The sequence below is a fragment of the Mycobacterium sp. URHB0021 genome (assembly GCF_054057895.1).
The window spans coordinates 2,775,946-2,801,822 of sequence record NZ_JBSRZT010000002.1 but is presented as its reverse complement, the minus strand read 5'-3'; the positions used below and the strand labels follow the sequence as shown (position 1 = coordinate 2,801,822).

Annotated in this window: 25 protein-coding genes and 6 pseudogenes; 17 read left to right on the top strand and 14 right to left on the bottom strand. The window is 65.7% G+C overall.

Annotated elements, in window-relative coordinates; all coding sequences use genetic code 11:
- Positions 1–285: 285 nt before the first annotated feature.
- Positions 286–1,020: a DUF1906 domain-containing protein gene (locus ACVWWN_RS16120; RefSeq protein ID WP_457144776.1), complete on the bottom strand. Its 735-nt coding sequence runs from the start codon at positions 1,018–1,020 to the stop codon at positions 286–288.
- Positions 1,021–1,284: 264 nt separating this feature from the next.
- Between ACVWWN_RS16120 and ACVWWN_RS16115 the strand changes: the two genes are divergently transcribed.
- The 4 genes from ACVWWN_RS16115 to ACVWWN_RS16100 are packed head-to-tail and all read left to right on the top strand — an operon-like array spanning position 1,285 to position 5,244.
- Positions 1,285–2,385: an ABC transporter ATP-binding protein gene (locus ACVWWN_RS16115; RefSeq protein ID WP_457144775.1), complete on the top strand. Its 1,101-nt coding sequence runs from the start codon at positions 1,285–1,287 to the stop codon at positions 2,383–2,385.
- Complete coding sequence (locus tag ACVWWN_RS16110; RefSeq protein ID WP_457144774.1) at positions 2,382–3,584, top strand: ABC transporter substrate-binding protein; 1,203 nt, start codon at positions 2,382–2,384, stop codon at positions 3,582–3,584. Before ACVWWN_RS16115 ends, ACVWWN_RS16110 begins: the two co-directional genes overlap by 4 nt.
- Positions 3,563–4,444 (top strand): ABC transporter permease, encoded by an 882-nt coding sequence (locus ACVWWN_RS16105; protein WP_457144773.1) that lies wholly within the window; start codon positions 3,563–3,565, stop codon positions 4,442–4,444. The genes ACVWWN_RS16110 and ACVWWN_RS16105 overlap by 22 nt, the downstream gene beginning before the upstream one ends.
- A complete protein-coding gene (locus ACVWWN_RS16100) occupies positions 4,444–5,244 on the top strand; it encodes an ABC transporter permease (RefSeq protein WP_457144772.1) in 801 nt (266 codons plus the stop codon). Before ACVWWN_RS16105 ends, ACVWWN_RS16100 begins: the two co-directional genes overlap by 1 nt.
- 4 nt (positions 5,245–5,248) lie before the next feature.
- Here ACVWWN_RS16100 and ACVWWN_RS16095 read toward each other — a convergent pair whose 3' ends face one another.
- Positions 5,249–5,992 carry a MerR family transcriptional regulator gene (locus ACVWWN_RS16095; protein ID WP_457144771.1) on the bottom strand — a complete coding sequence of 248 codons (744 nt, stop codon included), beginning with the start codon at positions 5,990–5,992 and terminating at the stop codon, positions 5,249–5,251.
- Positions 5,993–6,336: 344 nt separating this feature from the next.
- On the opposite strand from ACVWWN_RS16095, the gene ACVWWN_RS16090 reads away from it, so the two are divergent.
- A complete protein-coding gene (locus tag ACVWWN_RS16090; protein ID WP_457144770.1) occupies positions 6,337–7,638 on the top strand; it encodes an MFS transporter in 1,302 nt (433 codons plus the stop codon).
- A 4-nt stretch (positions 7,639–7,642) separates the two neighbouring features.
- On the opposite strand, the gene ACVWWN_RS16085 is transcribed toward ACVWWN_RS16090, so the two are convergent.
- Together ACVWWN_RS16085 and ACVWWN_RS16080 are read right to left on the bottom strand one after the other, a co-directional pair.
- Entirely contained in the window at positions 7,643–8,062 is a 420-nt protein-coding gene (locus ACVWWN_RS16085) for a ChaB family protein (RefSeq protein ID WP_457144769.1), read from the bottom strand.
- A 211-nt stretch (positions 8,063–8,273) separates the two neighbouring features.
- Positions 8,274–9,542: a low temperature requirement protein A gene (locus ACVWWN_RS16080; protein WP_457144768.1), complete on the bottom strand. Its 1,269-nt coding sequence runs from the start codon at positions 9,540–9,542 to the stop codon at positions 8,274–8,276.
- 151 nt (positions 9,543–9,693) lie between these two features.
- On the opposite strand from ACVWWN_RS16080, the gene ACVWWN_RS16075 reads away from it, so the two are divergent.
- The 4 genes from ACVWWN_RS16075 (at position 9,694) to ACVWWN_RS16060 (ending at position 12,272) form a co-directional block, all read left to right on the top strand.
- Positions 9,694–10,281: an AfsR/SARP family transcriptional regulator gene (locus ACVWWN_RS16075; protein WP_457144767.1), complete on the top strand. Its 588-nt coding sequence runs from the start codon at positions 9,694–9,696 to the stop codon at positions 10,279–10,281.
- A 133-nt stretch (positions 10,282–10,414) separates the two neighbouring features.
- Positions 10,415–10,837 carry a PPOX class F420-dependent oxidoreductase gene (locus ACVWWN_RS16070; protein WP_457144766.1) on the top strand — a complete coding sequence of 141 codons (423 nt, stop codon included), beginning with the start codon at positions 10,415–10,417 and terminating at the stop codon, positions 10,835–10,837.
- Between the two features lie 423 nt (positions 10,838–11,260).
- Positions 11,261–11,413 carry a hypothetical protein gene (locus ACVWWN_RS16065; protein ID WP_457144765.1) on the top strand — a complete coding sequence of 51 codons (153 nt, stop codon included), beginning with the start codon at positions 11,261–11,263 and terminating at the stop codon, positions 11,411–11,413.
- 127 nt (positions 11,414–11,540) lie between these two features.
- On the top strand, positions 11,541–12,272 hold the full coding sequence (locus ACVWWN_RS16060; RefSeq protein WP_457144764.1) for an IspD/TarI family cytidylyltransferase: 732 nt from the start codon (positions 11,541–11,543) through the stop codon (positions 12,270–12,272).
- Here ACVWWN_RS16060 and ACVWWN_RS16055 read toward each other — a convergent pair.
- From ACVWWN_RS16055 to ACVWWN_RS16045, 3 genes and pseudogenes are all read right to left on the bottom strand, one after another.
- Positions 12,235–12,942, bottom strand: coding sequence for an IspD/TarI family cytidylyltransferase (locus tag ACVWWN_RS16055; protein ID WP_457144763.1), 708 nt, complete (start codon positions 12,940–12,942; stop codon positions 12,235–12,237). The two genes, ACVWWN_RS16060 and ACVWWN_RS16055, sit on opposite strands and share 38 nt — an antisense overlap.
- The gene (locus tag ACVWWN_RS16050; protein ID WP_457149152.1) at positions 12,942–13,952 is read right to left on the bottom strand and encodes a patatin-like phospholipase family protein; all 1,011 of its coding nucleotides are present in this window, start codon (positions 13,950–13,952) and stop codon (positions 12,942–12,944) included. The genes ACVWWN_RS16055 and ACVWWN_RS16050 overlap by 1 nt, the downstream gene beginning before the upstream one ends.
- Positions 13,953–13,968: 16 nt before the next feature.
- A pseudogene (locus ACVWWN_RS16045) lies at positions 13,969–14,337 on the bottom strand (hypothetical protein); the annotation flags it as partial.
- Positions 14,338–14,575: 238 nt separating this feature from the next.
- Here ACVWWN_RS16045 and ACVWWN_RS16040 point away from each other — a divergent pair.
- The 3 genes and pseudogenes from ACVWWN_RS16040 to ACVWWN_RS16030 all read left to right on the top strand — a co-directional run.
- A pseudogene (locus tag ACVWWN_RS16040) lies at positions 14,576–15,042 on the top strand (enoyl-CoA hydratase/isomerase family protein).
- A gap of 153 nt (positions 15,043–15,195) precedes the next feature.
- The gene (locus ACVWWN_RS16035) at positions 15,196–17,124 is read left to right on the top strand and encodes a multicopper oxidase family protein (RefSeq protein ID WP_457144762.1); all 1,929 of its coding nucleotides are present in this window, start codon (positions 15,196–15,198) and stop codon (positions 17,122–17,124) included.
- A 739-nt stretch (positions 17,125–17,863) separates the two neighbouring features.
- A pseudogene (locus ACVWWN_RS16030) lies at positions 17,864–18,049 on the top strand (thiolase family protein); the annotation flags it as partial.
- A gap of 71 nt (positions 18,050–18,120) precedes the next feature.
- Here the strand turns inward: ACVWWN_RS16030 and ACVWWN_RS16025 are convergent.
- On the bottom strand, positions 18,121–18,777 hold the full coding sequence (locus tag ACVWWN_RS16025) for a TetR/AcrR family transcriptional regulator (protein ID WP_457144761.1): 657 nt from the start codon (positions 18,775–18,777) through the stop codon (positions 18,121–18,123).
- 361 nt (positions 18,778–19,138) lie between these two features.
- Here ACVWWN_RS16025 and ACVWWN_RS16020 point away from each other — a divergent pair.
- A pseudogene (locus tag ACVWWN_RS16020) lies at positions 19,139–19,572 on the top strand (hypothetical protein).
- Positions 19,573–19,581: 9 nt separating this feature from the next.
- Here ACVWWN_RS16020 and ACVWWN_RS16015 read toward each other — a convergent pair.
- Genes ACVWWN_RS16015 through ACVWWN_RS16005 form a run of 3 tightly spaced genes read right to left on the bottom strand, consistent with a single transcriptional unit; the run spans position 19,582 to position 21,789 of the window.
- Positions 19,582–20,289 (bottom strand): hypothetical protein, encoded by a 708-nt coding sequence (locus tag ACVWWN_RS16015; RefSeq protein WP_457144760.1) that lies wholly within the window; start codon positions 20,287–20,289, stop codon positions 19,582–19,584.
- A 55-nt stretch (positions 20,290–20,344) separates the two neighbouring features.
- Positions 20,345–21,070 carry an MspA family porin gene (locus tag ACVWWN_RS16010; protein WP_457144759.1) on the bottom strand — a complete coding sequence of 242 codons (726 nt, stop codon included), beginning with the start codon at positions 21,068–21,070 and terminating at the stop codon, positions 20,345–20,347.
- Positions 21,071–21,099: 29 nt separating this feature from the next.
- Positions 21,100–21,789, bottom strand: a complete 690-nt coding sequence (locus tag ACVWWN_RS16005) for an MspA family porin (RefSeq protein ID WP_457144758.1) — start codon at positions 21,787–21,789, stop codon at positions 21,100–21,102.
- Positions 21,790–22,218: 429 nt separating this feature from the next.
- Between ACVWWN_RS16005 and ACVWWN_RS16000 the strand changes: the two genes are divergently transcribed.
- Both ACVWWN_RS16000 and ACVWWN_RS15995 read left to right on the top strand, forming a co-directional pair.
- Positions 22,219–22,734, top strand: coding sequence for a hypothetical protein (locus tag ACVWWN_RS16000; protein WP_457144757.1), 516 nt, complete (start codon positions 22,219–22,221; stop codon positions 22,732–22,734).
- Between the two features lie 26 nt (positions 22,735–22,760).
- A complete protein-coding gene (locus ACVWWN_RS15995; RefSeq protein ID WP_457144756.1) occupies positions 22,761–23,444 on the top strand; it encodes a sensor domain-containing protein in 684 nt (227 codons plus the stop codon).
- Positions 23,445–23,454: 10 nt separating this feature from the next.
- On the opposite strand, the pseudogene ACVWWN_RS15990 reads toward ACVWWN_RS15995, so the two are convergent.
- Positions 23,455–23,696: pseudogene (locus tag ACVWWN_RS15990) on the bottom strand (oxidoreductase); the annotation flags it as partial.
- Between ACVWWN_RS15990 and ACVWWN_RS15985 the strand changes: the two are divergent.
- Both ACVWWN_RS15985 and ACVWWN_RS15980 read left to right on the top strand, forming a co-directional pair.
- A complete protein-coding gene (locus tag ACVWWN_RS15985; protein WP_457144755.1) occupies positions 23,656–23,841 on the top strand; it encodes a ferredoxin in 186 nt (61 codons plus the stop codon). The pseudogene ACVWWN_RS15990 and the gene ACVWWN_RS15985 sit on opposite strands and share 41 nt — an antisense overlap.
- 11 nt (positions 23,842–23,852) lie before the next feature.
- Positions 23,853–24,121: pseudogene (locus tag ACVWWN_RS15980) on the top strand (alpha/beta fold hydrolase); the annotation flags it as partial.
- A 36-nt stretch (positions 24,122–24,157) separates the two neighbouring features.
- On the opposite strand, the gene ACVWWN_RS15975 reads toward ACVWWN_RS15980, so the two are convergent.
- Positions 24,158–25,381 (bottom strand): globin domain-containing protein, encoded by a 1,224-nt coding sequence (locus ACVWWN_RS15975; RefSeq protein ID WP_457144754.1) that lies wholly within the window; start codon positions 25,379–25,381, stop codon positions 24,158–24,160.
- Positions 25,382–25,417: 36 nt separating this feature from the next.
- The gene (locus tag ACVWWN_RS15970) at positions 25,418–25,867 is read right to left on the bottom strand and encodes an RrF2 family transcriptional regulator (protein ID WP_457144753.1); all 450 of its coding nucleotides are present in this window, start codon (positions 25,865–25,867) and stop codon (positions 25,418–25,420) included.
- Between the last annotated feature and the right edge of the window lie 10 nt (positions 25,868–25,877).

Below are 25,877 nucleotides of genomic sequence, written 5' to 3'. Positions count from 1 at the left end.
TTACTGGCGAGTTCTACCTCTTAGTAACCACAACTTGGATAACACCGGGCTGCGCATGGGCGGAAGACATCCGGGACAAACGTCCTGCATGCAGGTGGTTACGGTCGAGTAGGCATAACAGCGCAGATCAAAGCAGTATTGTTATGTAATCGTTATGTAAAAATTTTGGCCCGCTTCGCCCGCCACACGGTGCCGCGCGGAGCCGACAACTGGACACGCATTGTCTCGTCAGGCTCGTCGGCCACCAAAAAACGTTTGCTGAATTTTATTACTAGTCGGTAAGTCTCAGTCCCACTGACCGAACTGTGGCTTCATGATGTTGTTGATGTCCACCCCAACGCCCGCGACCGAGCGCTTATCGATCTCGACCTGGTGCAGATGTGCGGCCGGGTGGGTGACCCCCCCGGGCGAACCCCAGTTGTGCTGCCAGAAGTAGGTGCCGAGCCCGTCCTGCAGTGCCCATTCGATGGTTTTGGAGTTCGCGTAGACGCCGACCCGCTGATGTCCCAGCACCGCTTCCCAGCCCTTGAGATAGGGCGCGACCTGGCTCTTGTACTGGTCATAGGAGGGGGCGTCATCGATCGAGGCGTAGATGGGCGCGCCATAGGAACCGCCCGCGGCCAGATGTAACTGCCAGCCCCGCTGCGCGTGCTGCACTCCGGCGTTCTGACCACCGAGCCAGTCTGCGGTGTCCTGTTTTCCGAACTGATAGCAGGACACGATCTTCAGACCGTTCTGGTACAGGTCGCGGGCCTCGGGCAGTTGGATCGGCTTGCCGAGCATCCAGGCGCCGCCCGGACGCCGGTCCGATACGTATCGGATCGCACCGAGTGCGCCGGAGGACCGGAGATCGGCGGCCTTGATGACACCCGCCGCGTAGTCCAGGAGCACGCCCAGCGGCGCCGCAGAGGCCGGGGCCGGGGTCAGCGCCGAGGCCATCGCCTGCAGGCCGCCGCCCAGGCCCAGCGCAGCCGGGGCCGCGGCAGCGCTTTTCAGCACGGCGCGCCGGGATATTGACACGTGCCACAGATTACGACAGCTACATCATGTTTCACCTCAACTCCGCCAGTCACAACTGCATCAACGTGCCCAACCGCCGGTGTTCTGACTAGTTGCCCAGCGAAGGGTGCCGAACGACAGTGCGGTGGTCGATTCACCCTCACGGACCCCGAAAGGCCGCTTCGGCGCGGGTTGCTGTGATGCGAAACACGTACCGAGATCGGCGCTGGACGCAGGAATCCGCAATGCCGCTGCAGTATCGACGCGGAATTCTTAGGATCAGCCATGCCTTTCGGTATCGCCCGTGCGCCGCGCGATGCAGATACCCCGTCACCCGCCTCCGATCCCCAGATCGAACTGATCGGCGTGCGCAAGGTGTTCGGTGACCGCGGCAAGCAGATCGTCGCCGTGGAGGACGCGAACCTGGTGGTCGAGGACGGTGAACTGTTCGGGATCCTGGGGCCGTCTGGCTCTGGTAAGACGACGGTCCTGCGGATGGTCGCGGGATTCGAGCAACCCACCGAGGGCATCATCAAGCTCGGCGGCACCGATGTCACATCGCTGCCCGCCCGTCGCCGCGACGTCAACACTGTGTTCCAGGAGTACGCGCTGTTCCCCCACATGACCGTGGCGCAGAACGTCGAGTACGGGCTCAAGGTGCGGGGCGTGCCCAAGGCCGAACGTCGCCAACGCGCCGCGGATGCACTCGACATGGTGCGCCTGACCGATCTCGGGCCCCGGCGGCCCACCCAGTTGTCTGGCGGACAACGTCAACGGGTGGCGTTGGCGCGCGCATTGGTGGGCAGGCCGCGGGTGTTGCTGCTCGACGAACCGCTGGGCGCACTTGATCTCAAGCTGCGGGAGCAGATGCAGATCGAACTCAAGGCGATCCAGCGCGAGGTCGGGATCACGTTCGTCATCGTCACCCACGACCAGGACGAGGCGCTGACCCTGTGTGATCGGCTCGCGGTCTTCAACGACGGCCGCATCGAGCAGATCGGCAAGGCCCGCGACGTGTACGAGAATCCGGCCAACCGGTTTGTCGCCGACTTCGTCGGCACCTCCAATGTGCTCGACGGCGCCGCCGCGGAGGCGGTCATCGGCAAGAGCGGGATGTTCGTCATCCGTCCCGAACGCATCGCGGTCTTCAGGCCTGGCACCGACCCGGTGCCCGGTGTGCGCACCGTCGAGGCCACCATCTCCGAGATCATCTACGCCGGCCCCACGACCCGGATCGCGGCCACCGCGCCGCCGGGGGTGACGCTGACCGCCACGGTGCTCACCGCGAGCACCTGGCTGCCACCCGATCTTCACCACGGCACACCAATCACCTTGGCGTGGCCAGAAAAAGCGATTCACCAACTGTCACACGAGGAGAAGCGATGAAAGCCAATGTGATGCGAACGGGCTTCGCCCTGACAGCGTGCGCCGTATTGGCGTTGTCCTTTGCCACTGCCTGTTCGGGCTCCCAGGACTCCGGCAGCGGCGGTGAGACGCTGCCGCAGATGGAACCGCTGTCGGCGCTGGGCGACGGCGAAGGCCAGCTCAACATCATCGCGTGGGCGGGCTACGCCGAGGATGGCTCCAACGACAAGGCCATCGACTGGGTGACCCCGTTCGAACAGAAGACCGGATGCCAGGTCAATGTGAAGCTCGGCAACACCTCCGACGAGATGGTGCAGTTGATGAGGACCGGTCAGTACGACGGTGTGTCCGCATCCGGTGATGCCACGCTGCGGATGATCTATGCGGGTGACGTCGCACCGGTCAACACCGACCTGGTGCCGAATTACGCGACGATCTCATCCTTCCTCAAGGACAAGTCGTGGAACTCGGTGGAGGGCAAGATGTATGGGATCCCCCACGGCTGGGGCGCGAACCTGCTGATGTACAACATCGGGGTCGTCCGCGATGCACCGAACTCCTGGTCGGCAGTGTTCGACGACTCAGGCAGCTATAAGGGCAAGGTCACCGCCTACGACTCCCCGATCTACATCGCCGACGCCGCGTTGTATCTGTCCAAGGCCAAGCCGGACCTCGGCATCAAGGATCCCTACTCGCTGACTCCCGAACAACTCGACGCCGCAGTCGATCTGCTCAAGAAGCAACGCGAGAACATCGGCGAGTACTGGTCGGATTACACCAAAGAGGTGCAGGCGTTCGAGTCCGGCACCTCGGTGATCGGCACGACGTGGCAGGTGATCGCCAACACCATCGGCGCGGACAACAAGGTTCAGGTGAACACCGTCTTGCCCAAAGAAGGAGCAACGGGATGGTCGGACACCTGGATGGTGTCGGCCAAGGCCGCCCACCCGAACTGCATGTACAAATGGATGGACTGGATCTCCTCCCCCGAAGTGAATGCCCAGGTCGCCGAATACTTCGGTGAGGCCCCCGCGCAGACGAAGGCGTGTGAGCACACCAGCCAGAAGGACTTCTGCGACATCTACCACGCGACCGACGAGAAGTTCGCGGCCGAGATCCACTACTGGACCACACCGCAGAAGCAGTGCGTCGACGGCAGCGGCGACAACTGCACGACCTACACCGAGTGGGTCGACAAATGGCAGCAGATCAAGGGGTGACCCGAACCGGCGCCACGCTGCCGACATCCTCCATATCACTGCGGCGCCGGATCAGCCTCGCGCTGCTTCTCGTACCGCCGATGGTCTGGCTCATGGTGGCCTACCTGGGTTCGCTTGCGGTGCTGCTGGTTTCGGCATTCTGGACCACCAGTGCGTTCACCGGCGCGGTGGTGCACACGTTCACCACCGAGAACATCGAGCGGGTGCTCACCGATGAGGTGTTCCGGGTGGCGACCCTGCGCACCGTCTCGGTGGCGCTGGTCGTCACGGTGATCTGTGCAGTGCTGGCGGTTCCGCTCGCGTTCTACATGGCCAAGGTGGCCTCGCCGCGGGTACGGCTCGCGCTGGTGGTGGCCGTGACGACGCCGCTGTGGGCCAGCTACCTCGTGAAGGCCTACGCATGGCGGATGCTGCTCTCACCCGAAGGGCCGCTGGCGCGGACGACTGGCTACACCCCCGGTTACGGCCTGACCGCCACGATCGCCACGCTGGCCTATCTCTGGTTGCCGTACATGGTCATCCCGGTCTTCGCCGCGTTCGAACGCGTGCCCGACGCGCTGATCGACGCGAGCTCGGACCTGGGCGCCTCCGATATGTCGACCCTGCGAATGGTGATCGCGCCGCTGGTCTTCCCCGGCATCGCGGCGGGCTCGATCTTCACCTTCTCGCTGTCGCTCGGCGACTACATCGCGGTGACGATCGTGGGCGGCAAGACCCAGATGCTGGGCAACATCATCTACGGCCAGCTGGTCACCGCCAACAACCAGCCGCTGGCGGCGGCGCTGTCGATCATCCCGCTGGTCGCGATCGTCGCCTATCTTTTGGCGATGCGGCGCACCGGCGCGCTGGAGAATGTCTGATGCTGTCGACCACGGCCCGACGGGCTGTCCGGGTATGGACGGCAATGGTGTTGGTATTTCTCTACGCCCCGCTGCTTCTCGTCGTGATCAACGCGTTCAACTCATCGCGCTCGTTCGCCTTCCCGCCGTCCGGGTTCACGGTGCGATGGTGGGTGGACGCATGGCACAGCGAAGGGATGTGGCGGTCGTTGGCGAACTCTGCCGTGGTGGGCCTCGGCGCCACGGCGATCGCGCTCGTGCTCGGAACGATGGCGGCATTCGCGGTGCAGCGGTATGACTTCTTCGGTAAGCATGTCGTGAGTTTCCTTGTGGTGCTTCCTATTACTCTTCCCGGCATCGTCACGGGTATCGCGTTGAACGCCACCTTCACCTCCGCGCTGGGAGTGACACTCGGCATCGCGACGGTCATCATCGGACACGCGACGTTCTGTGTGGTCATCGTCTTCAACAACACGCAGGCCCGGCTGCGCAGACTGGGCACCGCGCTGGAGGATGTCTCCGCCGACCTGGGCGCCTCGCCGTGGCAGACCTTCGCGTACATCACGTTCCCGATGATGCGCGGGGCGCTCGTCGCGGGCGCGATCCTGGCCTTCGCGCTGTCGTTCGACGAGATCGTGGTGACCACGTTTACCGCGGGACCGACGGTGCAGACCCTGCCGATCTGGATCTTCGGAAATCTGTTCCGCCCGAATCAAGCTCCGGTCATCAATGTGGTCGCCGCCGCGTTGACGCTGGTCGCGATCATCCCGGTGTGGCTGGCGCAGCGCTTCGGTGGCGATCCGGCCAATACCCGCGTGTAGCCGGCTAGTGCTGATCGCGGGAGTCGGCCTCGGCCGGCGTGGCGGCCGCCCACCGGACTGCGGCGTCGAGCCGGACGGACATGATCCTGGAACCCAGGTCGCGGTAGTCCTGCGCGATGTGGCTCAGCCCGTCCGCTTCGTCGGGTCCCGGGGTGTCACCCGCGTTGAACAGGTCGGTCAGGCATTCCTCGAGCACCGCGACAAACTCCGCGCGCAGCTTCTCGACCGGTGCCCGGGTCGCCTCCAAGATCCGCAGGATCGTGCGCACGTAGCGCCGGTGATCCGACGACGACATGACGATGTCGGACATCGGAGGATCGACAAGCACCACCGCGCCGTCGACCAACTCGGCGAGCCCGTAGTCGAGCAGCTTGCGGGCGTCGTCGCTGCGCGGATCAATGTTGACGAAGGGGCCTGCCGAAACGCTGGACGCACCTTCCGGTGCGCCGCTCGCCTCACTGTCCTGATCGCCCTGCGGTCCGAGCACGGCCCGTTGAATTCCGAGGATGTCCGCAAGGTCGGCTCCGTGCCGCATGCTCTGGAAGAACTCGGCGATATGCGCGGAGTTGAACCCCTTGCGGAGCAGTTGGTTGATGGTCTTGAGCTGCGACAAGTGGTAGTCGTCGTAATAGGCGGACCGGCCGACCCGCCGTGGCGGATCCAGCAGACCGCGTTCCCGGTAGGCGCGGATGTTGCGGGCGCTGACGCCTGAAACCTTCGCGAGGTCGTCCAGTCGATACTCAGCCACTTCGATGCACATCCCCCTGGACAGAGGCGCGCGCCCCGTGGGCGCCGTGGCGAAGCATGCGACCACTGTAGCGGCCAGCCACCGTTTGCGAGCGAAGTCTATGGGCGTTTCGCGGTACTTGGCTGATGATTCGCCTTACCGGCAGTCATCTGCACTTATGCCTATCCGCACATTGGACAGTCAACGCGGAGATGCAATTCCAGCCAACTCTTCGTCGGACGTTCGGCGGGCTGGCCGGTGAGGCAGTTCACTGGCTTCGAATTGGCGCCTGCCACCGGGGATGCGCGATGATGGGGGCTGGCAAGTGTCGAGACAAGGTCTCGGTCAGATCGGAAAGGTTCGGTGTGCGTCCCTGGATCGTCTGGGCCACCGGACTGCTCGCCTACATCGTCGCCGTGCTCGATCGCACCACGCTCGGCGTTTCCGGCCTCGAGGCCGCCGACCGGTTCGGCGCCGGCCCCGCTGTCTTGTCGACCTTCGTCGTCCTTCAGGTGATCGTCTATGCCGGCGCGCAGGTGCCCGCCGGACTGCTGCTCGACCGCTTCGGCTCCAAGGTGTTGATCATCGCGGGCGCCGCGCTGATGGCGTCGGGCCAGGTCGCGCTCGCGTTCACCGAATCGCTTCCGCTGGCCATCGGCGCGCGTGCGGTGGTCGGCCTCGGTGACGCGGTCACCTTCATCTCAGTGCTGCGCCTGGTGCCACATTGGTTCACACCGCGAGAGGTCCCCCTGGTCACCCAGCTCACCGGCATCTGCGGACAGCTCGGCCAGGTGCTCTCCGCAGTCCCGTTCATCGCGGTGCTCACGGGGCCGGGCTGGACCACCGCCTACACGTCGGTCGCCGCGATGGGCCTGATCTCGATCGTGTTGACCCTGACGCTGGTGAAGAACACCCCGCACGGCGACGTGACCGAAGCCGAGGCGATGTCACTGCGGGAGACCCTGGCCGGTGTGAAGACGGTGTGGCTGCGCCCGGGTACGCGGCTGGGTTTTTTCACCCATATGGGCACGCAGTTCTCGGTGACGGTATTCGCCCTGATGTGGGGAGTCCCGTATCTCACCGTTGCACAGGGTCTGTCGATCGGTGCGGCGGGCACCTTGCTGACGATCTCGGTCGTGGCGGCGATAGCGGCGGGCATCGTCGTCGGCGTCTTCACCGGCCGAAAACCGCACCGGCGATCGCGGCTGGTGCTGGCCATCATCGCGAGCAACGTCATCGCGTGGACCGTGGTGCTGGCGTTGCCGGTTCGCGCCCCGCTGTGGCTGCTGGTCGTGTTGGTCGTGGTGATCTCGATCGGCGGACCGGGGTCGATGGTCGGGTTCGACTTCGCCAGGACCTTCAATCCGAGCACCACGCTGGGCACCGCCCAGGGCATGGTCAACATGGGGGGCTTCATCGCCGCGCTGCTGGTGATGCAGGCCATGGGTCTGATCCTCGACGCCACCGGCGATTTTTCGTTCGAATCGTTCCGCCTGGCCTGGACGGTTCAGTATGCGGTCTGGGCACTCGCGGTGACCGGAATCCTGATCACCCGTCGCAAGACGCGACACCTGCTCGAGGTCGAGCAGGAGCGGATGCTGATGGAGGGCGGTTTCGACGCTGTCGAGGACCTGGCCGCGCCGCAGGTTCGGCCTGGCGCCGGCTGACGCGCTAGCGGCCCCGCGCCGACTCGCGGCGGTTGGCCTTCTTGATCGCGGTGACCAATTCGCTCTTACTCATCGTCGAACGGCCGGGGATGTCCAACCGCCGGGCCACCTCGGTCAGGTGCTTCTTCGAGGCGTTGGCGTCGACGCCCTCGGCAGTCGCGCCCTTGGCGTCCGGCCCACCGCTTCGCGCACGCTGATCCGACGGACCCTTCTCGTCCTTGGCCTCCCAGTGGTCGCCGACCTTCTCGTAGCTGTGCTTGAGCGCACTGTAGGCGACACGGTGTGCGCGTTCGCCTTCTCCGTATTCGTCGGCGGCCGAGTCGTGCGCCTTGGCGAAGGTGCGCTGAGCCTTGGCGTCAGATTTCTGCAGCGTGCTGGGCAGTTCGCTCTGTTTTGCGCTTCCGCTCTTCGTGGTCTTCGGCATCGTGGCTCCTCCGGGTTTGACGTTGGAAGTGAGCGCCGCCGAGGCGGCGGCACCGGGATTCGCCAGCGGGTAACAGGTGAACCCAGGCCGCGTCTTGACCGTGGTTCGGTTTGCTCACGGGTTCGCAAGCAGATGCTGTGAATCTCGTCGCGCCGCCTCGGACGGCTCGCCATATCGCGTACCCGGCGGTCAGGCCACCAAAACCCGGCCTCTAGAGGGCTTCTCTGAGTCGCTTCTCGATTGCGTTCGCCGCGTGCCGGTGCCCCAGCACCTCGTAACCGATGACGGTCACCATCGGCGCAACGGTGACGACCAGCAGGCAGTTCGCCATCGAGAATCCCTCGGCGGCCAGCCATACCGCGGTCGCCAGCACGCCCACGGTGATCACGAACAGCAGCGCGTGAAACGGGTCCCAGGTCTTCAGCATGAGGATATAGAGGACATAGACCGAGGCGATATAGCCGCCCACGGGCAGGGCGACGGCCAGCACCGTCTCGACCGAGCCGAGCTCGGAGTGGTGCTCGATGTAGTATGCCGCGGCATGCAGGCCGGCGCCCGTCGCCACGATGGAACCGAAGATCACGATATGGAAGTACCCGAACCGGAACGAGAGGTGGCGACGCTCGGTGAGCAGATCCGACTGTGGCACCACGAAATACGTCCACCACATGCCGAACGTCAGCCCTGTGCCGGCCACCGCGACGAACGCGGCGTCGAACGTCCAGCCCTGCGCGGTCACCACGGCCGACAACGACGCGACGGTGCCGACCACGCCCTCACCGAGGGCGATGATCGCGAACAGCGAATAGCGCTCAGCAATGTGATGGGCGTGCCACGGTGTGCCACCCATGCGGGTCTCGGCCGTCAGCGGGCCGAGCAACTCGATGCAGATCAGCACCGCCACCACCACGAAGCTCACCGGTATCGACGTGTGCAGCCAGAGGCTGGCGATCCAACCGATCTGGGCGACGGTGACAAAGAACGCGTAGGTCAGACATGCCGACCGTCGATCCGGATCCTGTTTCGCGGCACGCAACCACTGCCCTACCAACGCAATTCGCATCACGACGTAGCCGGCCGCCATCACCCTGTTGTCGACGTGCTCCCCGTGCTCGATGGAGGCGTACATCGGGGGGAAGCCGAGCGCCATGATCACCACGCCGACCATCTGCAGCATCGTCATCAGCCGGTAAATCCAGTCGTCGGTGTCATATGCCGACGCGAACCAGCTGAAGTTGATCCATGCCCAGCACACCGAAAAGGTGGCCAGTGAGAATGCGAGCAGGCCCGCGCCGACATGGTTCTCGGCCAGCATGTGCGCGAACTCCGACGAGGCGATCCCGAACGCGACCACAAACGTCAGGTCGAAAAGCAGTTCGAGCGGGGTCGCGACCCGGTGGCTCTCATGGGGGTCCCGTCCCGCCATCCGCCGGACTCGATGCTGCAGCGGCACCGGCCGTTGCGATTCGACCTCACTCACCTTGTCTTACCCTTTCCACGTCGGCCGTTGACCGTACCCGGCCGCCCGCCGGGCCCGTGACGTTTCACCACATAGCTTGCAACGCGAGCGCCGAGAAAACAGGTAGTCGCCTACGCATGACCGTGGATCGCGCCGGTCCGAAGATCAAGGGGTGTCTGAACAGTTCTCGCTGAATATGCTCGGTGGTTTCGCGCTACACCGCGGTGATCGGCCCGTCGACCTGCCGCCGGCATGCCAGCGCATGATCGCGCTGGTGGCGGCGAAACAGCGGCCCGTGCACCGGCTATGGGTCTGCGCCATGCTCTGGCCGCATGCGCAGACGCGGCGGGCCACCGCCAGCCTCCGTTCGGCCATGTGGCGCCTACGACCCGTCGGCGCGGAGGCGCTGCTGGTGGTCGACCCGCAATACGTCGTGCTGTCACCTGAGATCAGGGTGGACCTTCACGAGGCACGGGATCGCATGGAGCGCCTCCTCGATCACAGTGAGCCCGCGGGTGCCGACCCCACGCTGATTGCCGAGTTGCTTCCGCTGCTTCGGGCCGGGGACCTGCTCGACGGCTGGGACGAAGCGTGGGTTGTCCGCGAGCGCGACGCTTACCGCAGCGCCCGTGCGGCTGCACTCGATTTGCTCGGTCGCAATTCGGACAAGCAGGTACCGCACTACTCGTGTGCGTCCAGGCACTCCGCTCACCCGCTCCGTCCTGTCGTACCTGCCAGCAACGATCCGGGGGAGCCATGAACGCCTTGTTGATCATCTGCACGTCGGTCGCCGCCCCGCTCGCGGCCTGCGGTCTGTACGAAGTGCAGGCGCGGCTGGAACGCTGGGACCACGACCGCCACGCCGAAGACTGATCGCGGCCTACGGTGATGGGATGGACGAACTTTCCGATGAAGTCATCACGTTTCTGTCCGAGGGCACTCGCACCGGAAAGCTGGGCTATCGGGCCTCCGACGGCAGACCGCTGATCGCGCCCGTGTGGTTCGTCGTGGACGGCGGCGAGTTGGTGTTCAACACCGGCAGGGACACCGCCAAGGGCCGTGCGCTGGCCCGCGATCCGCGTGTGGTGATGTGTGTCGACGATCCCCATCCGCCGTACTCGTTCGTTCAGGTCCAGGGCACCGCGACCATCAGCGAGGATCCCACGGAACTGATCGACATTGCGACCAGGACCGGCGGTCGGTACATGGGCGCCGATCGGGCCGAGGAGTTCGGCAGGCGCAATGGGGCCCCCGGCGAACTGGTGGTCCGTATCCGGCCGACCCGGGTGCGTGCGGCGTTCAACGTGGCGGGCTAGTTCTCCGGCGGGGGGTTGCGGACGGCATTGCCGGCACCGATGACGGAAGCATGGTCGACGTGCCGTCGGCGGCGAGGGCCCGAATGCGGCGTCGCCGAGCAGCGCCACCCGCCCGTCGACCATCGGGGCAGCCGCACCTGGCTCATCGCGTCGAAGTAGAAGTCGTACGCGTGGGGTAGCGCATCGATGAGACGTGCTCTCTGCCAATCGATCCCGTCGAATCGCCGTCGCAGCAACTCGCACTGACTTCGCGGATTGCCGAAGTCGACGTCGAGGGCAGGCTGCGAAACAGCAACACCACCTTCGCGCGCTGCTTTCCACGCGCCCTGAACATCGCGGCGCCGCGGCCCGGTTCGTTGTAGAGCATGGCCTGGTCGCGCAGCCCAGCGGATTGTCGACAGAAGGCGAGTTCACGCAGCGCGAATGCTGGCCGTCGGCACCGACCACCACGTCGAACTCACGAGGCACACCACGGTCGCCCACCGCACCGAACAGGATGCGCACCAGGTTCGTCCGCATGATCTCGACTTCGCGGTCGCCGCGGCGCTCGTGAGGGGACGAAGCGCCCCGTCATAGGCGCGACGACCGTCGAACCGCACCCTCGAAAGGGTGCCCGAGATGAGGACCGTCAACGGGCGTTGCACAGGACCAAAATACGAGCTTGACTGCCGGATTCACGGCCCGCAACGCTAGGGTTTCGCCCATGGGCAAGCCGTTTCACGCCGTCGGTGTGGTGCTCGCCGCGGGTCTCGGCACACGCGTCGGGGCCGACGGGAACAAGGCCTATCTGCCGTTGGCCGGGCGCAGCATGGTGTCCTGGTCGCTCGAGGCGGTCACGCGGGCTCCGGGCATCGCGCGCACGGTGTTGGTGTTCCGCCGCGGCGAAGAGGCGCTCGCCAGATCCACGGTGCAGGCCGAGCTTCCCGACACGGCCGTGGAATTCGTCGAGGGCGGCGATACCAGGCACGCATCGGAATTCAACGTGTTGCGGCATCTGGCCGCCGACATCGAAGCCGGCTCGATCGACGTCGTGCTGATCCACGATGCCGCCCGGCCGCTGGCGACTCCGGAGATGTTCGTCGGCGCGCTGACGATCGCGCGCGAAGTCGGCGGCGCGATACCGGCACTGACGGCTCCCGATGTGGCGCGCGCGGGACCCGCCGGATTGGAATCGCTGAGCGGGGCAGGCAGACTCGTGCGTGTCCAGACGCCCCAGGCGTTCCGCGCGGCGCCGCTGCTACAGGCGTATCGCGCTGCGCAAGCCTCAGGATTCGAAGGCACCGACACGTCATCGTGTATCGAGCGGTTCACCACTGTCGAAGTGCGCACGTTCGGTGGCGAGGAGCGCAACCTGAAGGTGACCTACGCCGGCGACGTCGCGATCGCGGAACGTCTGCTCACCGACGGTGATGATCTATCTGGACACACGCGATGATGGCCTCCAGAAACGCAGTGTCACGGGGTAATTCGGCGAAGATCGCGCTCGGATCGCCGTCGACGAGGGTGATCGGCACGCCGGCGCGCACCGCCTCGTCGAATTCGTCGAATGACTCGCCGGCGCGCGCCGCCAGCAGCGCCGTGAGCTGATCGACGGCAAAGCCGCGCGGGTACTGCACAAACCGCAGCGCCGAACGATCGACGGTGCCGGTCACCGATCCCCTGGCGTCGACGGCTTTGACACTGTCGGTGACGGGTAGCGCCGGCATCACCACGTCGCTGCCCGCCCGAAGTGCGGCGGTCACCCGGTGGGACAGGTCCGGTGACGCCAGCGGGCGCCGAAGATCGTGCAGGAGTACCCAGCGCGCCGACACATTATCGCCCGCCAGATATTCGAGCGCCGATGTCACACACCCGGCCCGGTCCGCATGGTCACCGGACACCGCCAAACCGACAGCCGAGAGGTCATGTGCGCCAAGACATTGGCGCACATCGTCGATCAATGCTCCGGCGGCGGCCACCACCGCGTCACCTGGCCCGGACAGTCCCGAGATCATCGTGCGCAGCACCCGGGCGAGCGGTGCCTGCCCCGCCACCGGACCGAATGCGGCAGCCTTGTTGCCGATGAAGGCCGAAGGCAGCGGGACGATCGCCCCCACCTCGCCCATCAGCGGAACCGCTTCAGGTATGCGTCCCAGTCCCAACCGGCGAGGAACCGCTCGGTCGCGGCATATCCCTTCATGTACAGGGCGTCGATCTCGTTGGCGGAGATGTCGAAGTCGAGAAAACCGATGTCGGTCGAGTCCACCCGGATCGTGCGGGCGCTCACCCAGGGCTGGTTGAGGTAGGCCTGATCGCGACCGACCAGCATGGTGGTGACGACGCTCTCCAGCAGAGTGGGTGGACCGAGCAGTCGCAGCGGCGCGAGGGCCGGAATGACCTTGTCGTTTCCGTGGGGCAGATTCGGCAGGACCGTCACACCGAAACTCGGCCAGCGCGGCTTGCGTCCGTCGTGCCGGTCGAGCGAATCGATCGGAAAGTTCGACAGCACACCGCCGTCCACCAACGTCGACGTGAGCCCGGCGGTGCTCGTCAGCGTGACCGGCCGAAAGAAGAACGGAATCGACATCGAGGCACGCACCGCGTCCGCGACCGACTGCTCGTCGGGGTCGAGGCCGTAGACCCTGCGGTAGTCCCAGGCCAACCGGACCAACTGTCCCGTCGTCACATCGGCGACGGTGACGACCAGCCCATAACGCTGTTCAGGGGGCAAATCGTCATCGCGGATCGCCAGATCACCGAACGTGCTGACACCAAGATTCTCCAACTGGCTGCGAACCCAGTCGCGCGCGTAATCTCCCCTGTACACACCGGTTCCACGCAATACAGCCACCGACGGCCCCACCACGGGGACGCGCTCGATCGGACCGGCGTCGGTGAACTTGTGGTAGTCCAATTGCAGCGCAAGCTCTTTGACTTCCTCGGGGCTCAACTGGTCACCCTGAGCGGCGGCGGCGACGATCGACCCCACGATCGATCCTGCCGAGGTGCCCGAGACCCGTTGCGAGCGATATCCCGCGTCCATCAATGCCACGACGGCGCCCACCAGGCCGATGCCCTTGACACCGCCACCTGACAGCACAAGGTCGGCGGGGCGGGGATGAGACAACGACGGCACCGCCACCGCGACGACGCTACACGGGGTCGAACGTCGAGATCAGCCAGGCGCCGTCGATCTTCTTCATGCCGACCTTCACGCTGCTCGCGGCGAAAGCGCCGTCCGGGTTCTCCTTGCTCGTCGTCATCGCATGGTTGACGAACACAAGCACGACCGCGGACTCCGGATGGATGTCCGACACCGCCGCGTGCACCACGGACGCGCTGGTCTTCACCGACTTCTGGGTGGCCGCGGGCGTCACGATCTGTTCCGTGAACTGGGTGTAATAGGACAGGAAGTCACCCGTCAGATGCGTCTTGGCGGACGCGAAGTCCTTGTCGAGGCTGTCCGGCGAATACGACAGCAGCGCCACCGTGCCGTTCTTGGCGGCTTCCAGCGCGATTTCCGGCATCCCGTTTATGCAAGCCGGCGCGCCTGCAGTTCGACATCGGCGAACGTGCCGGCGAAGGCCGCACGGCGGAGTGCACCCAGAAGCCGGTATTGGGGTGGTCCGCCAGGCCGCGGGCGACGAGATCGCCGAGCGTGTCAGTTGTCGCTCTACGTGGATTTTGTCGCACCTCCACTCTGAAGAAATGCTACTATCCGACGACGAGAATGCCAATATCGCGTTTGGAGAACGCTTGATGGTCGATCTCGAAACAGACGGTGTCTCGCGGTCATCACGATCGACCGCCCACACGCCCGGCAACGCCATCTCGCTCGAGACGATGGACCAGTTGGACAAGGCGCTCGACGGGGCGGAGGGAGCGACCGCACTTGTCCTCACCGGCGCGGGCGACAAAGCGTTCGTGTCCGGTGGTGACCTGAAGGAACTCGGCGCTGCGCACCGAATCGGAGGCCGCGGCGATGGCCTTCCGGATGCGCACCGTCTGCGGAACGCATCGGCCTGATCGACCGGGTGTTGCCGCGGGCGTCTTTCCACGACGACTTGCGCTCGATCGCCCGACTGCTCGCTTCCCGGGCCGCCGGTGAGATCAAGACCGTGATGCGCGGAGCAACCACCACCGAAGCGGTGTCGGCCTTTGCGAGGCCTTGGCGTTCGGATGAGCACTGGAGCGCGGCCGATAAGGTGATGAAGCGCGGCAAGTGATTTCGCTGCGCATAGAATGATCCGCGGCGCGGTGCGACCGTTGAACCCTTTCATGTCGCTGCGCCGTTGAGCTCTCTGACAGTGGCTTATCAGCGTCCGCCGTGCCTCTGGACTGTTCGAAGCGGATCCGTGGTTGTGAAGGAGACCTTCGTCGTGACTGTGGCAGACAGACGTGCGTTCCTGGGGGTGGCGGCGGCTGCGGTCGCCGGCGTCGCGGCGGTGGGCGCGGTGGATCTGTTCTCCGGACACGCCGCGGCGGCCCGGGACCTTGGCGGTATCGACGAGCCGCAGTTCGCCGAGTTGACGCCGTTCAAGGACGCGCTGCGCATTCCACCCACCCTGCGGCCGAAAGGGACGGGGGTGACAGAGATCGACATGGTCGAGGCGCGGATCCGCTTACACTCCCAACTGCCGCCGACCCGATTGTGGACCTACCGCGGCCACTTCCCGGGCCCGACCATCGACGTGCGCCAGGGACAACTGGTCCGTATCGCGTGGACAAACAAGCTGACCGGTACCACTCCCGTCAAAGCGGTGTGGGTTCGGGGCGAGGGTCCCGGCCCGGGCAAGCTGCCCTACAACACGCCGGGCGCACCAGGGGGATTCGCCCGGCCCGAGATCGACGCACTGACGGCCTGGACGACAGTGCATGTTCATGGCGGACACCAGCACGCCGCCAGTGACGGCGCAACGGAATACGGGATCACGCCGGGCAATGCGCAACTGGGCGAGTACGCCAACGATCAGGCGGCCACCCACCTGTTCTACCACGACCACGCCATGTCGGTGACCGCGCTCAACGTGCTGGCCGGACTGTTCGGCCACTACCTGATCCGGGATGACGAGGAGGATCGGCTCGATCTGCCCCGCGGTCGCTACGAGATTCCGCTGGCGATCGGCGATGTCAACTTCGACACCGATCCGCGGGGCCGGTTGACCGGCCAACTGCTCGGCAAGCGCGTCATAGCCGGGCACCGCGGCGCGCCTCCACCGGGCACGATCCCGGCGTCCGTTCCGTTCTTCGGGCCCTTCACCATGGCGAACGGGGTGGTATGGCCGTACCTTTCGGTGGAGGCGCGCAGCTACCGGTTCCGCGTGGTGAACGTGTCGCTGGCCCGTGCATACCGGTTGGCGGTGATCGACGAACAGACCGGCCAGACCGTGGCGGGTGCGATGACGCTGATCGGGACAGACCTCGGACTGCTCGACAAACCGCTCGTCATCGACGAGACGCTGTCGCTGTCCTGCGCCGAGCGCGCCGACGTGGTCATCGACTTCGCGGCCCATCCCGGTAAGCGGCTCAAGCTCGTGAACACCGATGTCTCCCGGCCCGCGGGAGCGGCAGCGCCGGCCGCCAACATCCCGTATCCGGACGTGATGGAATTCCGCGTCGGGCCGGCCGACCGGCCTGCGCGCCCACTGCCCGCGGCGTTGTCCGGTAACTTCCGCAGGCTGTCGGCGGCCGATGTACCGGCACACGCCGTCGAGCGGTTCGTGCTGACGTCCTACGACAAAAGCGGTGTGATGCCTCAGCTTTGGGAGATGCAGGAGGTCGACCCGGCTACCCCGGCGGGCGACGGCATCGTGCAGGTCGCGTTGCCATCAGGCGTGAAGACCCTGCGCCGCGTGGGGGTGATGTTCGAGGACACCACGACGTTCTTCGCGTCGTCCGAGACATGGGAGAAGTGGCACTTCATCAACGTCGTGTCGCCCCCCGCGCCGCCCATCAACCACCCGATGCACATTCATCTGATGAATTTCCAGGTGATCCAACGCGCGTCGATCGAGCCCGGCGGAATGGACTTCGCCGCAGGCGGCACCCGCAGGCCGATCACGCTCGGGGCGCCACTGGCCATCCTGCCGGAGGAGTCCGGCTGGAAGGACACCGTCACCGTGGCGTCCAACACGCTCGTGACCGTCGCCGGCCAACTCGCCCGGCAGACCGGAAAGGTGATGTACCACTGCCATTTTCTGGATCATGAAGACGAGGGCATGATGCGACCGTTCGTGATCATGCCGGCGCCGGTGAATCGGATTCACGACATGCTCATGGCCATGGCCAGCCGGCCGATGGCGAGGTAGCGCAGGTCGGTGAGCCCAACAGCTTGCGGATCGGCTCGCTACCGTCCCAACCCGCCGCGGCGTCGCGAATGGACTCCGCACTGGCCGCCGTCGCGTCGTGAGTTCCGAGATCTCGATGACGGTGGCGGGCGCGTTCGGCGGTTCGACGTAGGCGAAACGCACGCCGAACCGTTCCCCGCCGGACCAGACGACCGGCCAGCCGGCGTCTTCGATGGCCTTTCATCGCGGCATCGAAATCGTCTGTCGAGTGGCAAAGTCGATGCTACCCAGGCCCGTTGGACGCGAGAGACTCCGTGAGGATGGATGCTGGGCACTGGATCCAGCCGGCCCTCAACCACCGCGCCGAGCGTGCCGCGTCAGTGGACGGGATGCGGGCCGCCGCCGAACTGAATCGTCATTCCCATGTGTGCCGCATTCGTGCAGTCGATCGTGCCCGCGGCGCACGCACTTGAATTGCGGCGCGCGGCTGTCTTTTATCAGAACGTCATTTTCCATTATTGTCAACGGCGTGCGCGCCGGACGTCTCCGCGTGGCCCGACGACAAGCCGCAGCTCATCGGAAGCAGATGCGACGCGGCGCGTGTGGCGGACCATCTTCGCCATGCAGCGGCACTGCCCGAAATGCAGCGCCGGCGAGATGGCCGACGCGCCGCTGCCGCGACAGGGCACCCTGGTGGTCTGGAGGACCCAGGGCTTCCTGCCCGGCGCGCCATTCAAGGGCCATCCGGCGATCCCCTGGCATGACCACCGATACGAACTCAGTCGCCATCATCGGCGTTGGCCTTCATCCATTCGACCGGTTCGACAAGACGGCCATGAAGATGGGCGCCGAGGCGATCCAGTCCGCACTGACAGACGCGCGAGACCCACTGGCAGGATATCCAGTTCGGCTTCGGCGGCAGCTCGAGGTGTCGAACCCCGACGCCTGACCCGGGGGCGCCAAAGCCGAACGTCCGCAGGGCGGCGCTTGTGGTCGACGGCGTTGTGTCTCTACCAATCAGGGACCGAAGTGCGCGCTTTGCTCGATCGGCAATTGGTGACCGCGGGCCGACAATGCTTGCTCCGCAGGGAGCGCTTCACCCTCCAGTCGGCGAATCCACCGTTCGCAGTATTCGAAGGTCTCAGCGTGGCCGGTGGTCATGCCGAGCGCACGCTCCATCACCAACCCCTGCGACACACTGGTCGCGAACACCGTCCACACCACGGGCGGAACCTCGGTCGGGTCGATGTTGTAGCGCCGCAGGGCGGCGGTGATCGCATTTTTCTGTTGCTGCCGGGAATGTTCCGCGTAATAGACGATTTCGGCGCGCAGCGCCTTGCGGTGGATCGCCAGACCCATGAACTCCATCGTCAGGCGAGTGGCTTCCGGCTTGGTGCTGAATCTCCACAGCGCCCACAGCGGCTGAGGCGACTTCAATGCCTTCGCCAGAACGTGGAGCCCTTCCTCGGCCCTGCGGCGGAATACCGCCAAAAAGAGATCCTCCATGGTCCGGAAGTAGTAGTGCACCAGCTGAGGTTTCAGTCCGGCCCGGTCGGCCACGCGCCGCGATGTCACCGCCGCGTAGCCGTCCTGGAGAAGCAGTTGCTCGGCGGCATCGAGCAGCACCCCGCGATTCTTTGCGTCTGGCGCCCCGATTCTTCGCGCCGATGCCATGCCGACTCCCGTCCTTCGGCGAGTCCGTCCGTCCATCCGGTCTCGACACGCCGATCGTAACGTCGACCCGCCGCAGGTTCTTTACCCCAACTCTGCCACAGTGCTGGACAAGTGCTTAGCGCTGGTCATGCGTATGGATAAATCGCCGGCTTCTACAGGGACGTAGTACATGAGCAACTCCGATCCGCACCCTATTTCGACTTCCTGCGCACCGAGAATCGGTGTGCTGCCCATCAACTACGGTGTGGCTGGCCGTCACGGGCTGCGAAGCGGCGAACGCCGTCTCAAGGACACCGAGAACGACTCGTCTGCATGGCCAGGTGGTTTGATAAGCAGCCGTCGGAAGGATGAAGGGACGAGCATGAAGGCCGTGAAGGTCGCGATCGCCGCGTCCGCGCTGACCCCGGCGGCGACGGTGATCGCCCCACCCGCCCACGCCGCGATGCAACTGGGTAACTACGACGTGCTCACCAACAGGTACGACCGGGCGTCGTGGGTGTGGTTCATTTCCGCGTGCATCCCGGAGAAGTCGGCCGACTGCATCGACGTCAGCGGCATCGCGCGCCTGAAGTACTACTACGAGTAGGGGGGCGCGCGCCTGTTGAACGGCACCTACTCGTTCACCGTCGATGTGCCCGACGGCGTGCGATGCCTCGGGTACAACCTGCCCAGTCGCGACACCTACACATGGGACGCGGTCACCTCGCCGGAACCATCGATTCGCAATACGACGTCGGCTGCTTCAACGGTCCGCCCGGCTCCCAGCTCTCGACCTTCGCGCTACAGAGGCTCTAGGCAGACCACTCAGCCACCCGGTGGCGGGGGCGGCGCGGGAGCGTCGGGCGGTGGCGGCGCATCCGCGGGCGGAGCCGCCGGGTCCGGCTGGAACTGATCCAGCCCCGGCGGAATGTTGGTTCCCGGCGGCGGTGCGGTGCCCGGCAGCGGCTCGCCCAGTTGCTCCTTGGGCATCTGGCCCAAGAGGCCGCCCTTGAGCATCCCGGCGCGGTACATGTCGATGTATCGGCCGAACCACTCCCGGCGGGTGACATCGGCGTGCTCATCACCCGGAGCGACGTCGAACTCCTGACCCTTGCCGGGTGCGGCGGGCGCGATGTTCTGCTGAATGCCGTAGGCGTTGTTGAACACGTTCAGGTTCGGGGGTGTTCCCGGGTTCGCGCCAGGTGCGGTGGGAACCGGATTCTGACCCAGCACACTGGTGGCGTCCAACCCGGCGACCGGAGGCGCGCCGAGCCCGCCGGGAACGTCAGCGGGAGCTTCGCCTCGTTGTCCCAGCACCGAGAATCCGGCGGGGCCGAGAGGAACGCCGAGCACCGGAATCGGTGGACCGGGGTCCGGAGGAGGGGGCGGAGCGGCGGGGTCCGCCGGCGCCGGAAGCACCGGGTCCGGCGGCGGCGGGTCCGCAGCGGCGGTCGCCGGGAAGGCGACCGCCGCCGAAAGGGTGAACAACCCGACTGCCGCGACGCTCGCAACCGCATTCCTGCCTGCCGTCATACGATCCCGATCGACCACACCAATCGTCCTCTCTCCCTTCGGAAGCAGCCTCATTTCAGACGGACTTCGTCGTCCCGTAGTACGCGACCACGTCGTCGGTGTCCGTCGTCGAGCTCGTCAACGTGGCGTACGAGCGAAGGAACGACTGGCCGACGCATCCGTCGACCTTGACGTGGGTGTCCTTCAGTGTGACGCGCACGGGTGCCGCCTTGAACGTCTTCTTGTCGACGGTCACGGTGGACACCGTGCCCGGCTTGGGGTGGATCTCGATGGTGCCCGACAGCGGGAAGGAGATGCCCGTCGGGACGATGCCACCGGTCAGCGTCGAGCCGGAGGTGCTGATGCCGGCCTGGCCGATGAGCCTGACCTGCCCGAGCTCGATGCCGCAGCCGATCTGATAACCGGCTTCCAGCGAACCACCGTTCAGCGTCGTCTTGCCGCCCCCGCCGATCGTGCCGGTGAAGGTGCCGCCCACCAGGTACTCGCGCGACGAGGTAGCCGTCGTCAGGGGCGCAACGGGCAGCTCGCTCTCGTTGGTGGCCGCCACGGTGAGCACCCAGCCGTCCGGGGTCGTCACGACGGCCGGCTCGTTGGACGCGACCAGGCCGTTGTCCGGCGGCGGGCCGTCATCGGCGGCCTGGTCGACCGGAGCGGCCGGAGCGGCCGGAGCGGCCGGCTCCGCGGGAGCGGCCGGAGGGGCCGGAGGGTCTGCCAACGCCAGCGGTGCGGTCCCGAGCGGGATCAGCATGCAAGCGGCCAGTGCGGCAAAGCGATTAAACATGATCATCTTTCGTTCGGGTTCGACTGGGGTTAAACGGCTTTGGTGACGCCGAGGTAGGTGATGACGTCGTCGGTGTTGTCGGTCGAGCTCGTCAGGGTGGCGTACGAGCGGATGAAAGACTGCCCTGCGCACTGGTCGGTCTTGATCCGGACGCCGGTGATCGAGATGCGCGTCGACGTGCCCTTGAACGACTTCTTGTCGATCGCCACGGTCGTCACCGTGCCAGGCTTCAGGTACACCTTGCCCTGAAGACTGACGCCGAAGCCGGCGTTGGCGTTGGTGAACGGAATGCTGATGCCCGGGGTGAAGGAGGCGCCGGGGTTGATCTCCTCCTCGTCGGAGATGATGCCGCAACCGATCTGCTCGCCGGCCTCCATGGTCCCGCCGGTCAGTTTCGTCTTGCCCCCGCCGGTGATCTTGCCGGTGAAGGTGCCGGCGATCAGGTACTCGCGCGATGAGATCGCGGTGGTCAACGGCGCTACCGGCAACTGCGTCTCGTTGGCGCCGACCACCTCGAGGTGCCAGCCGTCGGGGGTGTCCAGCACTCCTGGTGCGGCCGAGGGAACTGCCCCCTCGGGAGGAAGCGGGTTGGTGGCGTCGACCGGCACCACGGCCGGATCCGGCGCCGGCGGAGGAGGCGGATCGGCCACCGCCAGGGGCGCAGTCCCGACCGGGATCGCGATGCAGACGGTTGCCAACACGGCAAAACGGTTCAACATAGTTGTTCTGGCGCCTCTCGTGGTCGGAATCCGGATGGATCCAACGGATCTGTCGCGAGGGAGCCTCTAATGGCCGAGTTTCGAAACGGTGAACAGACCGCGAACGGCCCGCACCCTGTTCCCGTCGAGTGAGCGTCCGACCCTCCCTTTTCTCACAGCGAATTCCATTGTGTACACAGTGATCTCACAGATCCGCGGCGGCCAATGGACGGCGATTGGAAATCGCTTGTTGGGTGGTGGTTCACTACCCGGACACCTGACCCATCGACCGTGGTTCCAGTTGGTGCCCTCGCGACTGGAGGGTCTCGTCGACGTGGGTTTCGGTTGGCCGGTGCGACAGGCTGCCGGCGGCGATCCAGCGCCAAGCTGAGCCTGCGGGATCGACCATTGGAGGACACGTTGAAATCGACCCATGTTTGCGGACGCGCCGTGGCCGCGTCCCTGGTCACCTTCGCTATCACAGTGGCCCCGGCCGCGACGGCGTCGGCCGACGACATCACATCCGACCCGTCCGACCCTTCGATGCCCGGCCCGGTGCAGGTGCAGGTGGCCCCGGCGGAGGCCTCGGACAACGCCGATCCCGCGGCGGTGTCGGCCTGCGGTCAGTTTGCCCAGGTGCTCGACGGTGCGTCGACCTACTACGGAGACTTCGCCGACTCGTTCGAGGGCTCGGACTACAACGACCCGGCGGTCAACGACAGCAACGCGGTCGGCAGGACGGCGCTGCGGCAGGCGGCCGGCGTGGCGATGGACGCCTCGAACACTCCCGGTCTGGCGCCCGATATCGCCGATCCGATGCGAACCTGGTCCCTCGGCGCGACCAAGCTGCTCGTCAAGATGGGACTTCGCATTCCCGGCGACAGCCTTAACAGCACCGCCACCGAGATGAACAACCAAGCGACTTCGGTTCAAGAGGCCTGCGCGGCCGCGGGGACGCACGCCTAGCAATCTCCCTTAGTAGAAGGAGCCTCGTGAAGAGGTGTGTCATCGCGGCGCTCGCGGCCGGCCTCCTGCTCGTCGGGTGCGCACGAGGCGGCGCCACGGACGCTTCGCCGCCACCGAAACTCGTCCCAGACTCCGCACTCGACGGTCTGCTGCTGAGCACCGCCGACATCGACGCCGTGATGGGGACCAGCGGGATCTCACCGCACAAGCCCGTCGCCCAAATGGGCGATCACCGTAATCTGCTGCCCAATCTCAACTGTCTCGGTGTCTGGCAGGTCAACGAATCCCCGATCTACGGCGACAGTCATTGGAAAAGCGTTCGGCAGCAATTACTTCGAACTCCCGATGCGGATCGGTGGGACACCCTCGTCGTGCAGTCCGTCGTCTCCTACCACACCGCCGATGACGCGCGGGCATTCTTCACGGCGTCGGCCGACCGATGGTCGAAGTGCACCAATCATCACGTCAACATCCGGCTCAACGATCAGCCGTTGCCGGCCTGGTTCAGCGGCGACCTGACCAAGACCGACACCGGGCTCGCGATGCCCTACACCCGCGGCACGGGTGATCAGACCCGGTCCTGTCAACGTTCGCTTGCGGTCGCGGACAACCTCATCCTGGACATCCAGGCATGTCAGCCGCAGCAGTCGTCCGCCAGCACGAAGGCGACGGATATCGCGGACAAGATTGAGGCCAAGATCCCCGGGTGAACCGCACTCCTCAAGCCGGCCAACCGACTTCGCGGAGGAGAACGCCTGCGTGTGCGCGATGCGGCCGGTCGATGACTTCGGGTCGGCGGTGCGCAGCAGCAACGCGGTCTGGGTGATGAGTTCGATGTCTTCGGTGTCGGTCTTGGCCAGATCGAGCGTGCCGGCGCCCGGTGTCGCGACGGGATTCGAGGGTGCCACGGCGTTGACGGCGATGCCGTCGTCGTACAATTCGGCCGCCAGGCTTTTCGTCATGGGCATCATCCCCGAGGTGTTCTATCTCGACGACGAGGTTTTCCTGCATGTGTTGTCTGACGAGGTGACGCCGGACAACGAGCAGCAGATCAAAGTGGCGGTGCGGGAGCGCCCCCGTCAGGCCATCGCGATCCGCGACGAGTGACGTCCGCCTAGATGCGCTTCGTCTTCGTCCACGGCGGTTTCCGCGCCCGCGTGGTGCTGGGAACAGACGATCGACGAGCTTCGACGACTCTGCCATGACGGTGTCGCCGTAGACCTGCCCGGCCACGGTGCGCGCGTCGACGAGGAACCGCGCGCTGGGCTTTCGAGCGCCTGGATCCGGAGCGGTTCGGCGACACCACCGTGACACCGGTTCTCGTACCGAATTTCTGCGCGGCCGATCTCCGCGTAACTTCACCCGGTGCCTGCAGGACAAGTCGATGCACGCTGACCCCTCAATAGACAGCGCGCCGGCTTCGCTATACCGGCTGACGGCTGCCGGTGTCCGGGCCGAACACTTCGTAGTGGATGTTCTCCCTCGGTACGTCCCGCGCGATCAGCGCGTCGCGGACGGCGGTCATGAACGGTAACGGGCCACATAGGTAGGCGCGTGTGCCGGGCTCGATCGGCAACGCGTCGAGATCGACGCGTCCGAGTCGGACGCCGCCGCCTGGCTGCCGGTCACCGAGGTCCTCGTACCAGCGGTGCACCCGTGCGTGCGGCAGCCGTTCGGCCAATTCGATCAGCTCGGCCCGGTGCGCGTGCCCGGCAGCCGACCGATCGGCGTGCAGCACGGCGACGCTACGGGCACTCGATGTCTCCGCCAGATGATTGAGCATGCCGATGATCGGTGTGCATCCGATGCCTGCTGACACGAGGAGCAGCGGCTCCTGTCCCTCGGAGAGCACGACATCCCCGAAGGGATGCGTCACCTCCAAGGTGTCTCCCTCGAAGACATTGTGATACAGAAAGTTCGACACCTCGCCGGCGTCGATATCGGTGCCGTCGGGCGCCGTCGACTTGGTGACCAGCTTGACGCTGATACGCCAGTCGTCGTGTGAAGGGGCACCGGTAAGGCTGTACTGCCGGATCTGACGTGCGCCGTCGGGTAGCCGCACAGCCACCGAAACGTATTGGCCCGGTGCGAATTCCGGTAGCGGCGTACCGTCGAGCGACGTCATTACAAAGCTGACGGTATCGGCGGACTGCAAAGCGCGCCGGCGTATCTTGACTGTCCGCCACACGTCTCCCGGTGCGATACCGGCCGACCGGTACAAATCCGCTTCCAGCGAGACCAGCGTGTCGGCCATCAGCCAGAACAGCTCGTCCCAGGCACCGGCGACGTCAGGGGTCGCCGCATCGCCGAGCACTGTGACGATGGCTTGGAAAAGATACTTGTGCACGATTCGGTATTGATCGGCGGTAATCCCCAGCGAGGCATGCTTGTTCGCGATCCGGGTCAACACGGCGCGGACCTTGTCGGCGTCGGGTTCGAGTTGCAGACCGGCGAAATTCGCGAATGCGTCGGCCAGCGCCTTCTGCTGCCCGCCCTGCTTCTGGTTTCCCCGGTTGAAAAGGTCGCGTTCCAGTTCGGGATGGGCCGCAAACATCTTCCGGTAGAACAGCTCGGTGATCTCGCCGATCGCGGCGCCCACCGCGGGCAGCGTTGCCCGGACGATGTTCATGGACTCGGGTGACAACACGGGGGTGCTCCTCTGTTTGGGTGACGCTGACGACAACTAGACGGCCCTGTGCAGTGACGGATGCAGCGTGAGCAGTACCGCACGGGTTGGTGGTTCGGCCAGTTCCGCTAGGGTCAGTTCGTCGAGGACTGCGAAGAAGGCCTCCTGCGCCCGGCGAAGCTGGGCGCGCAGCCTGCAGTTGCGGCGGAGCGGGCACGGCGCTTCGCCCTCGCACTGGATCACCTCGCCGGGGCCTTCCAGCCGACGGGCCAGCCAGCCGACGGTGGCGCTGCGACCCAGCTCGGTGATCGCCAGGCCGCCACCCCGCCCGCGCCGGGTGCTGACCACCGCGAGTTCGGCAAGGCGCGCTGTCACCTTGGTTGCGTGGTGGTAGGAGACGTTGAGCTCATCGGCCAGTTGCCGGGTCGAGGGCGCCTCGTCGTCACCAATTGTCGCCAGCAGCATGACAACTCGAAGCCCGAGATCGGTGAAGCGGGTCAACTGCATGAAGCCAACG

What these genes read in the sequence shown, in the direction of transcription:
- ACVWWN_RS16010 (WP_457144759.1), bottom strand. Translation starts at nt 21,070, where the DNA reads ATGTTTAATCGCTTTGCCGCACTGGCCGCTTGCATGCTGATCCCGCTC.
- ACVWWN_RS15985 (WP_457144755.1), top strand. Translation starts at nt 23,656, where the DNA reads ATGCCGTCGTCGTACAATTCGGCCGCCAGGCTTTTCGTCATGGGCATC.
- ACVWWN_RS16115 (WP_457144775.1), top strand. Translation starts at nt 1,285, where the DNA reads ATGCCTTTCGGTATCGCCCGTGCGCCGCGCGATGCAGATACCCCGTCA.
- ACVWWN_RS16060 (WP_457144764.1), top strand. Translation starts at nt 11,541, where the DNA reads ATGGGCAAGCCGTTTCACGCCGTCGGTGTGGTGCTCGCCGCGGGTCTC.
- ACVWWN_RS16065 (WP_457144765.1), top strand. Translation starts at nt 11,261, where the DNA reads ATGCTGGCCGTCGGCACCGACCACCACGTCGAACTCACGAGGCACACC.
- ACVWWN_RS16105 (WP_457144773.1), top strand. Translation starts at nt 3,563, where the DNA reads ATGGCAGCAGATCAAGGGGTGACCCGAACCGGCGCCACGCTGCCGACA.
- ACVWWN_RS16070 (WP_457144766.1), top strand. Translation starts at nt 10,415, where the DNA reads ATGGACGAACTTTCCGATGAAGTCATCACGTTTCTGTCCGAGGGCACT.
- ACVWWN_RS16110 (WP_457144774.1), top strand. Translation starts at nt 2,382, where the DNA reads ATGAAAGCCAATGTGATGCGAACGGGCTTCGCCCTGACAGCGTGCGCC.
- ACVWWN_RS16055 (WP_457144763.1), bottom strand. Translation starts at nt 12,942, where the DNA reads ATGGGCGAGGTGGGGGCGATCGTCCCGCTGCCTTCGGCCTTCATCGGC.
- ACVWWN_RS15970 (WP_457144753.1), bottom strand. Translation starts at nt 25,867, where the DNA reads ATGCAGTTGACCCGCTTCACCGATCTCGGGCTTCGAGTTGTCATGCTG.
- ACVWWN_RS16100 (WP_457144772.1), top strand. Translation starts at nt 4,444, where the DNA reads ATGCTGTCGACCACGGCCCGACGGGCTGTCCGGGTATGGACGGCAATG.
- ACVWWN_RS16005 (WP_457144758.1), bottom strand. Translation starts at nt 21,789, where the DNA reads ATGTTGAACCGTTTTGCCGTGTTGGCAACCGTCTGCATCGCGATCCCG.
- ACVWWN_RS16085 (WP_457144769.1), bottom strand. Translation starts at nt 8,062, where the DNA reads ATGCCGAAGACCACGAAGAGCGGAAGCGCAAAACAGAGCGAACTGCCC.
- ACVWWN_RS16025 (WP_457144761.1), bottom strand. Translation starts at nt 18,777, where the DNA reads ATGGCATCGGCGCGAAGAATCGGGGCGCCAGACGCAAAGAATCGCGGG.
- ACVWWN_RS16015 (WP_457144760.1), bottom strand. Translation starts at nt 20,289, where the DNA reads ATGACGGCAGGCAGGAATGCGGTTGCGAGCGTCGCGGCAGTCGGGTTG.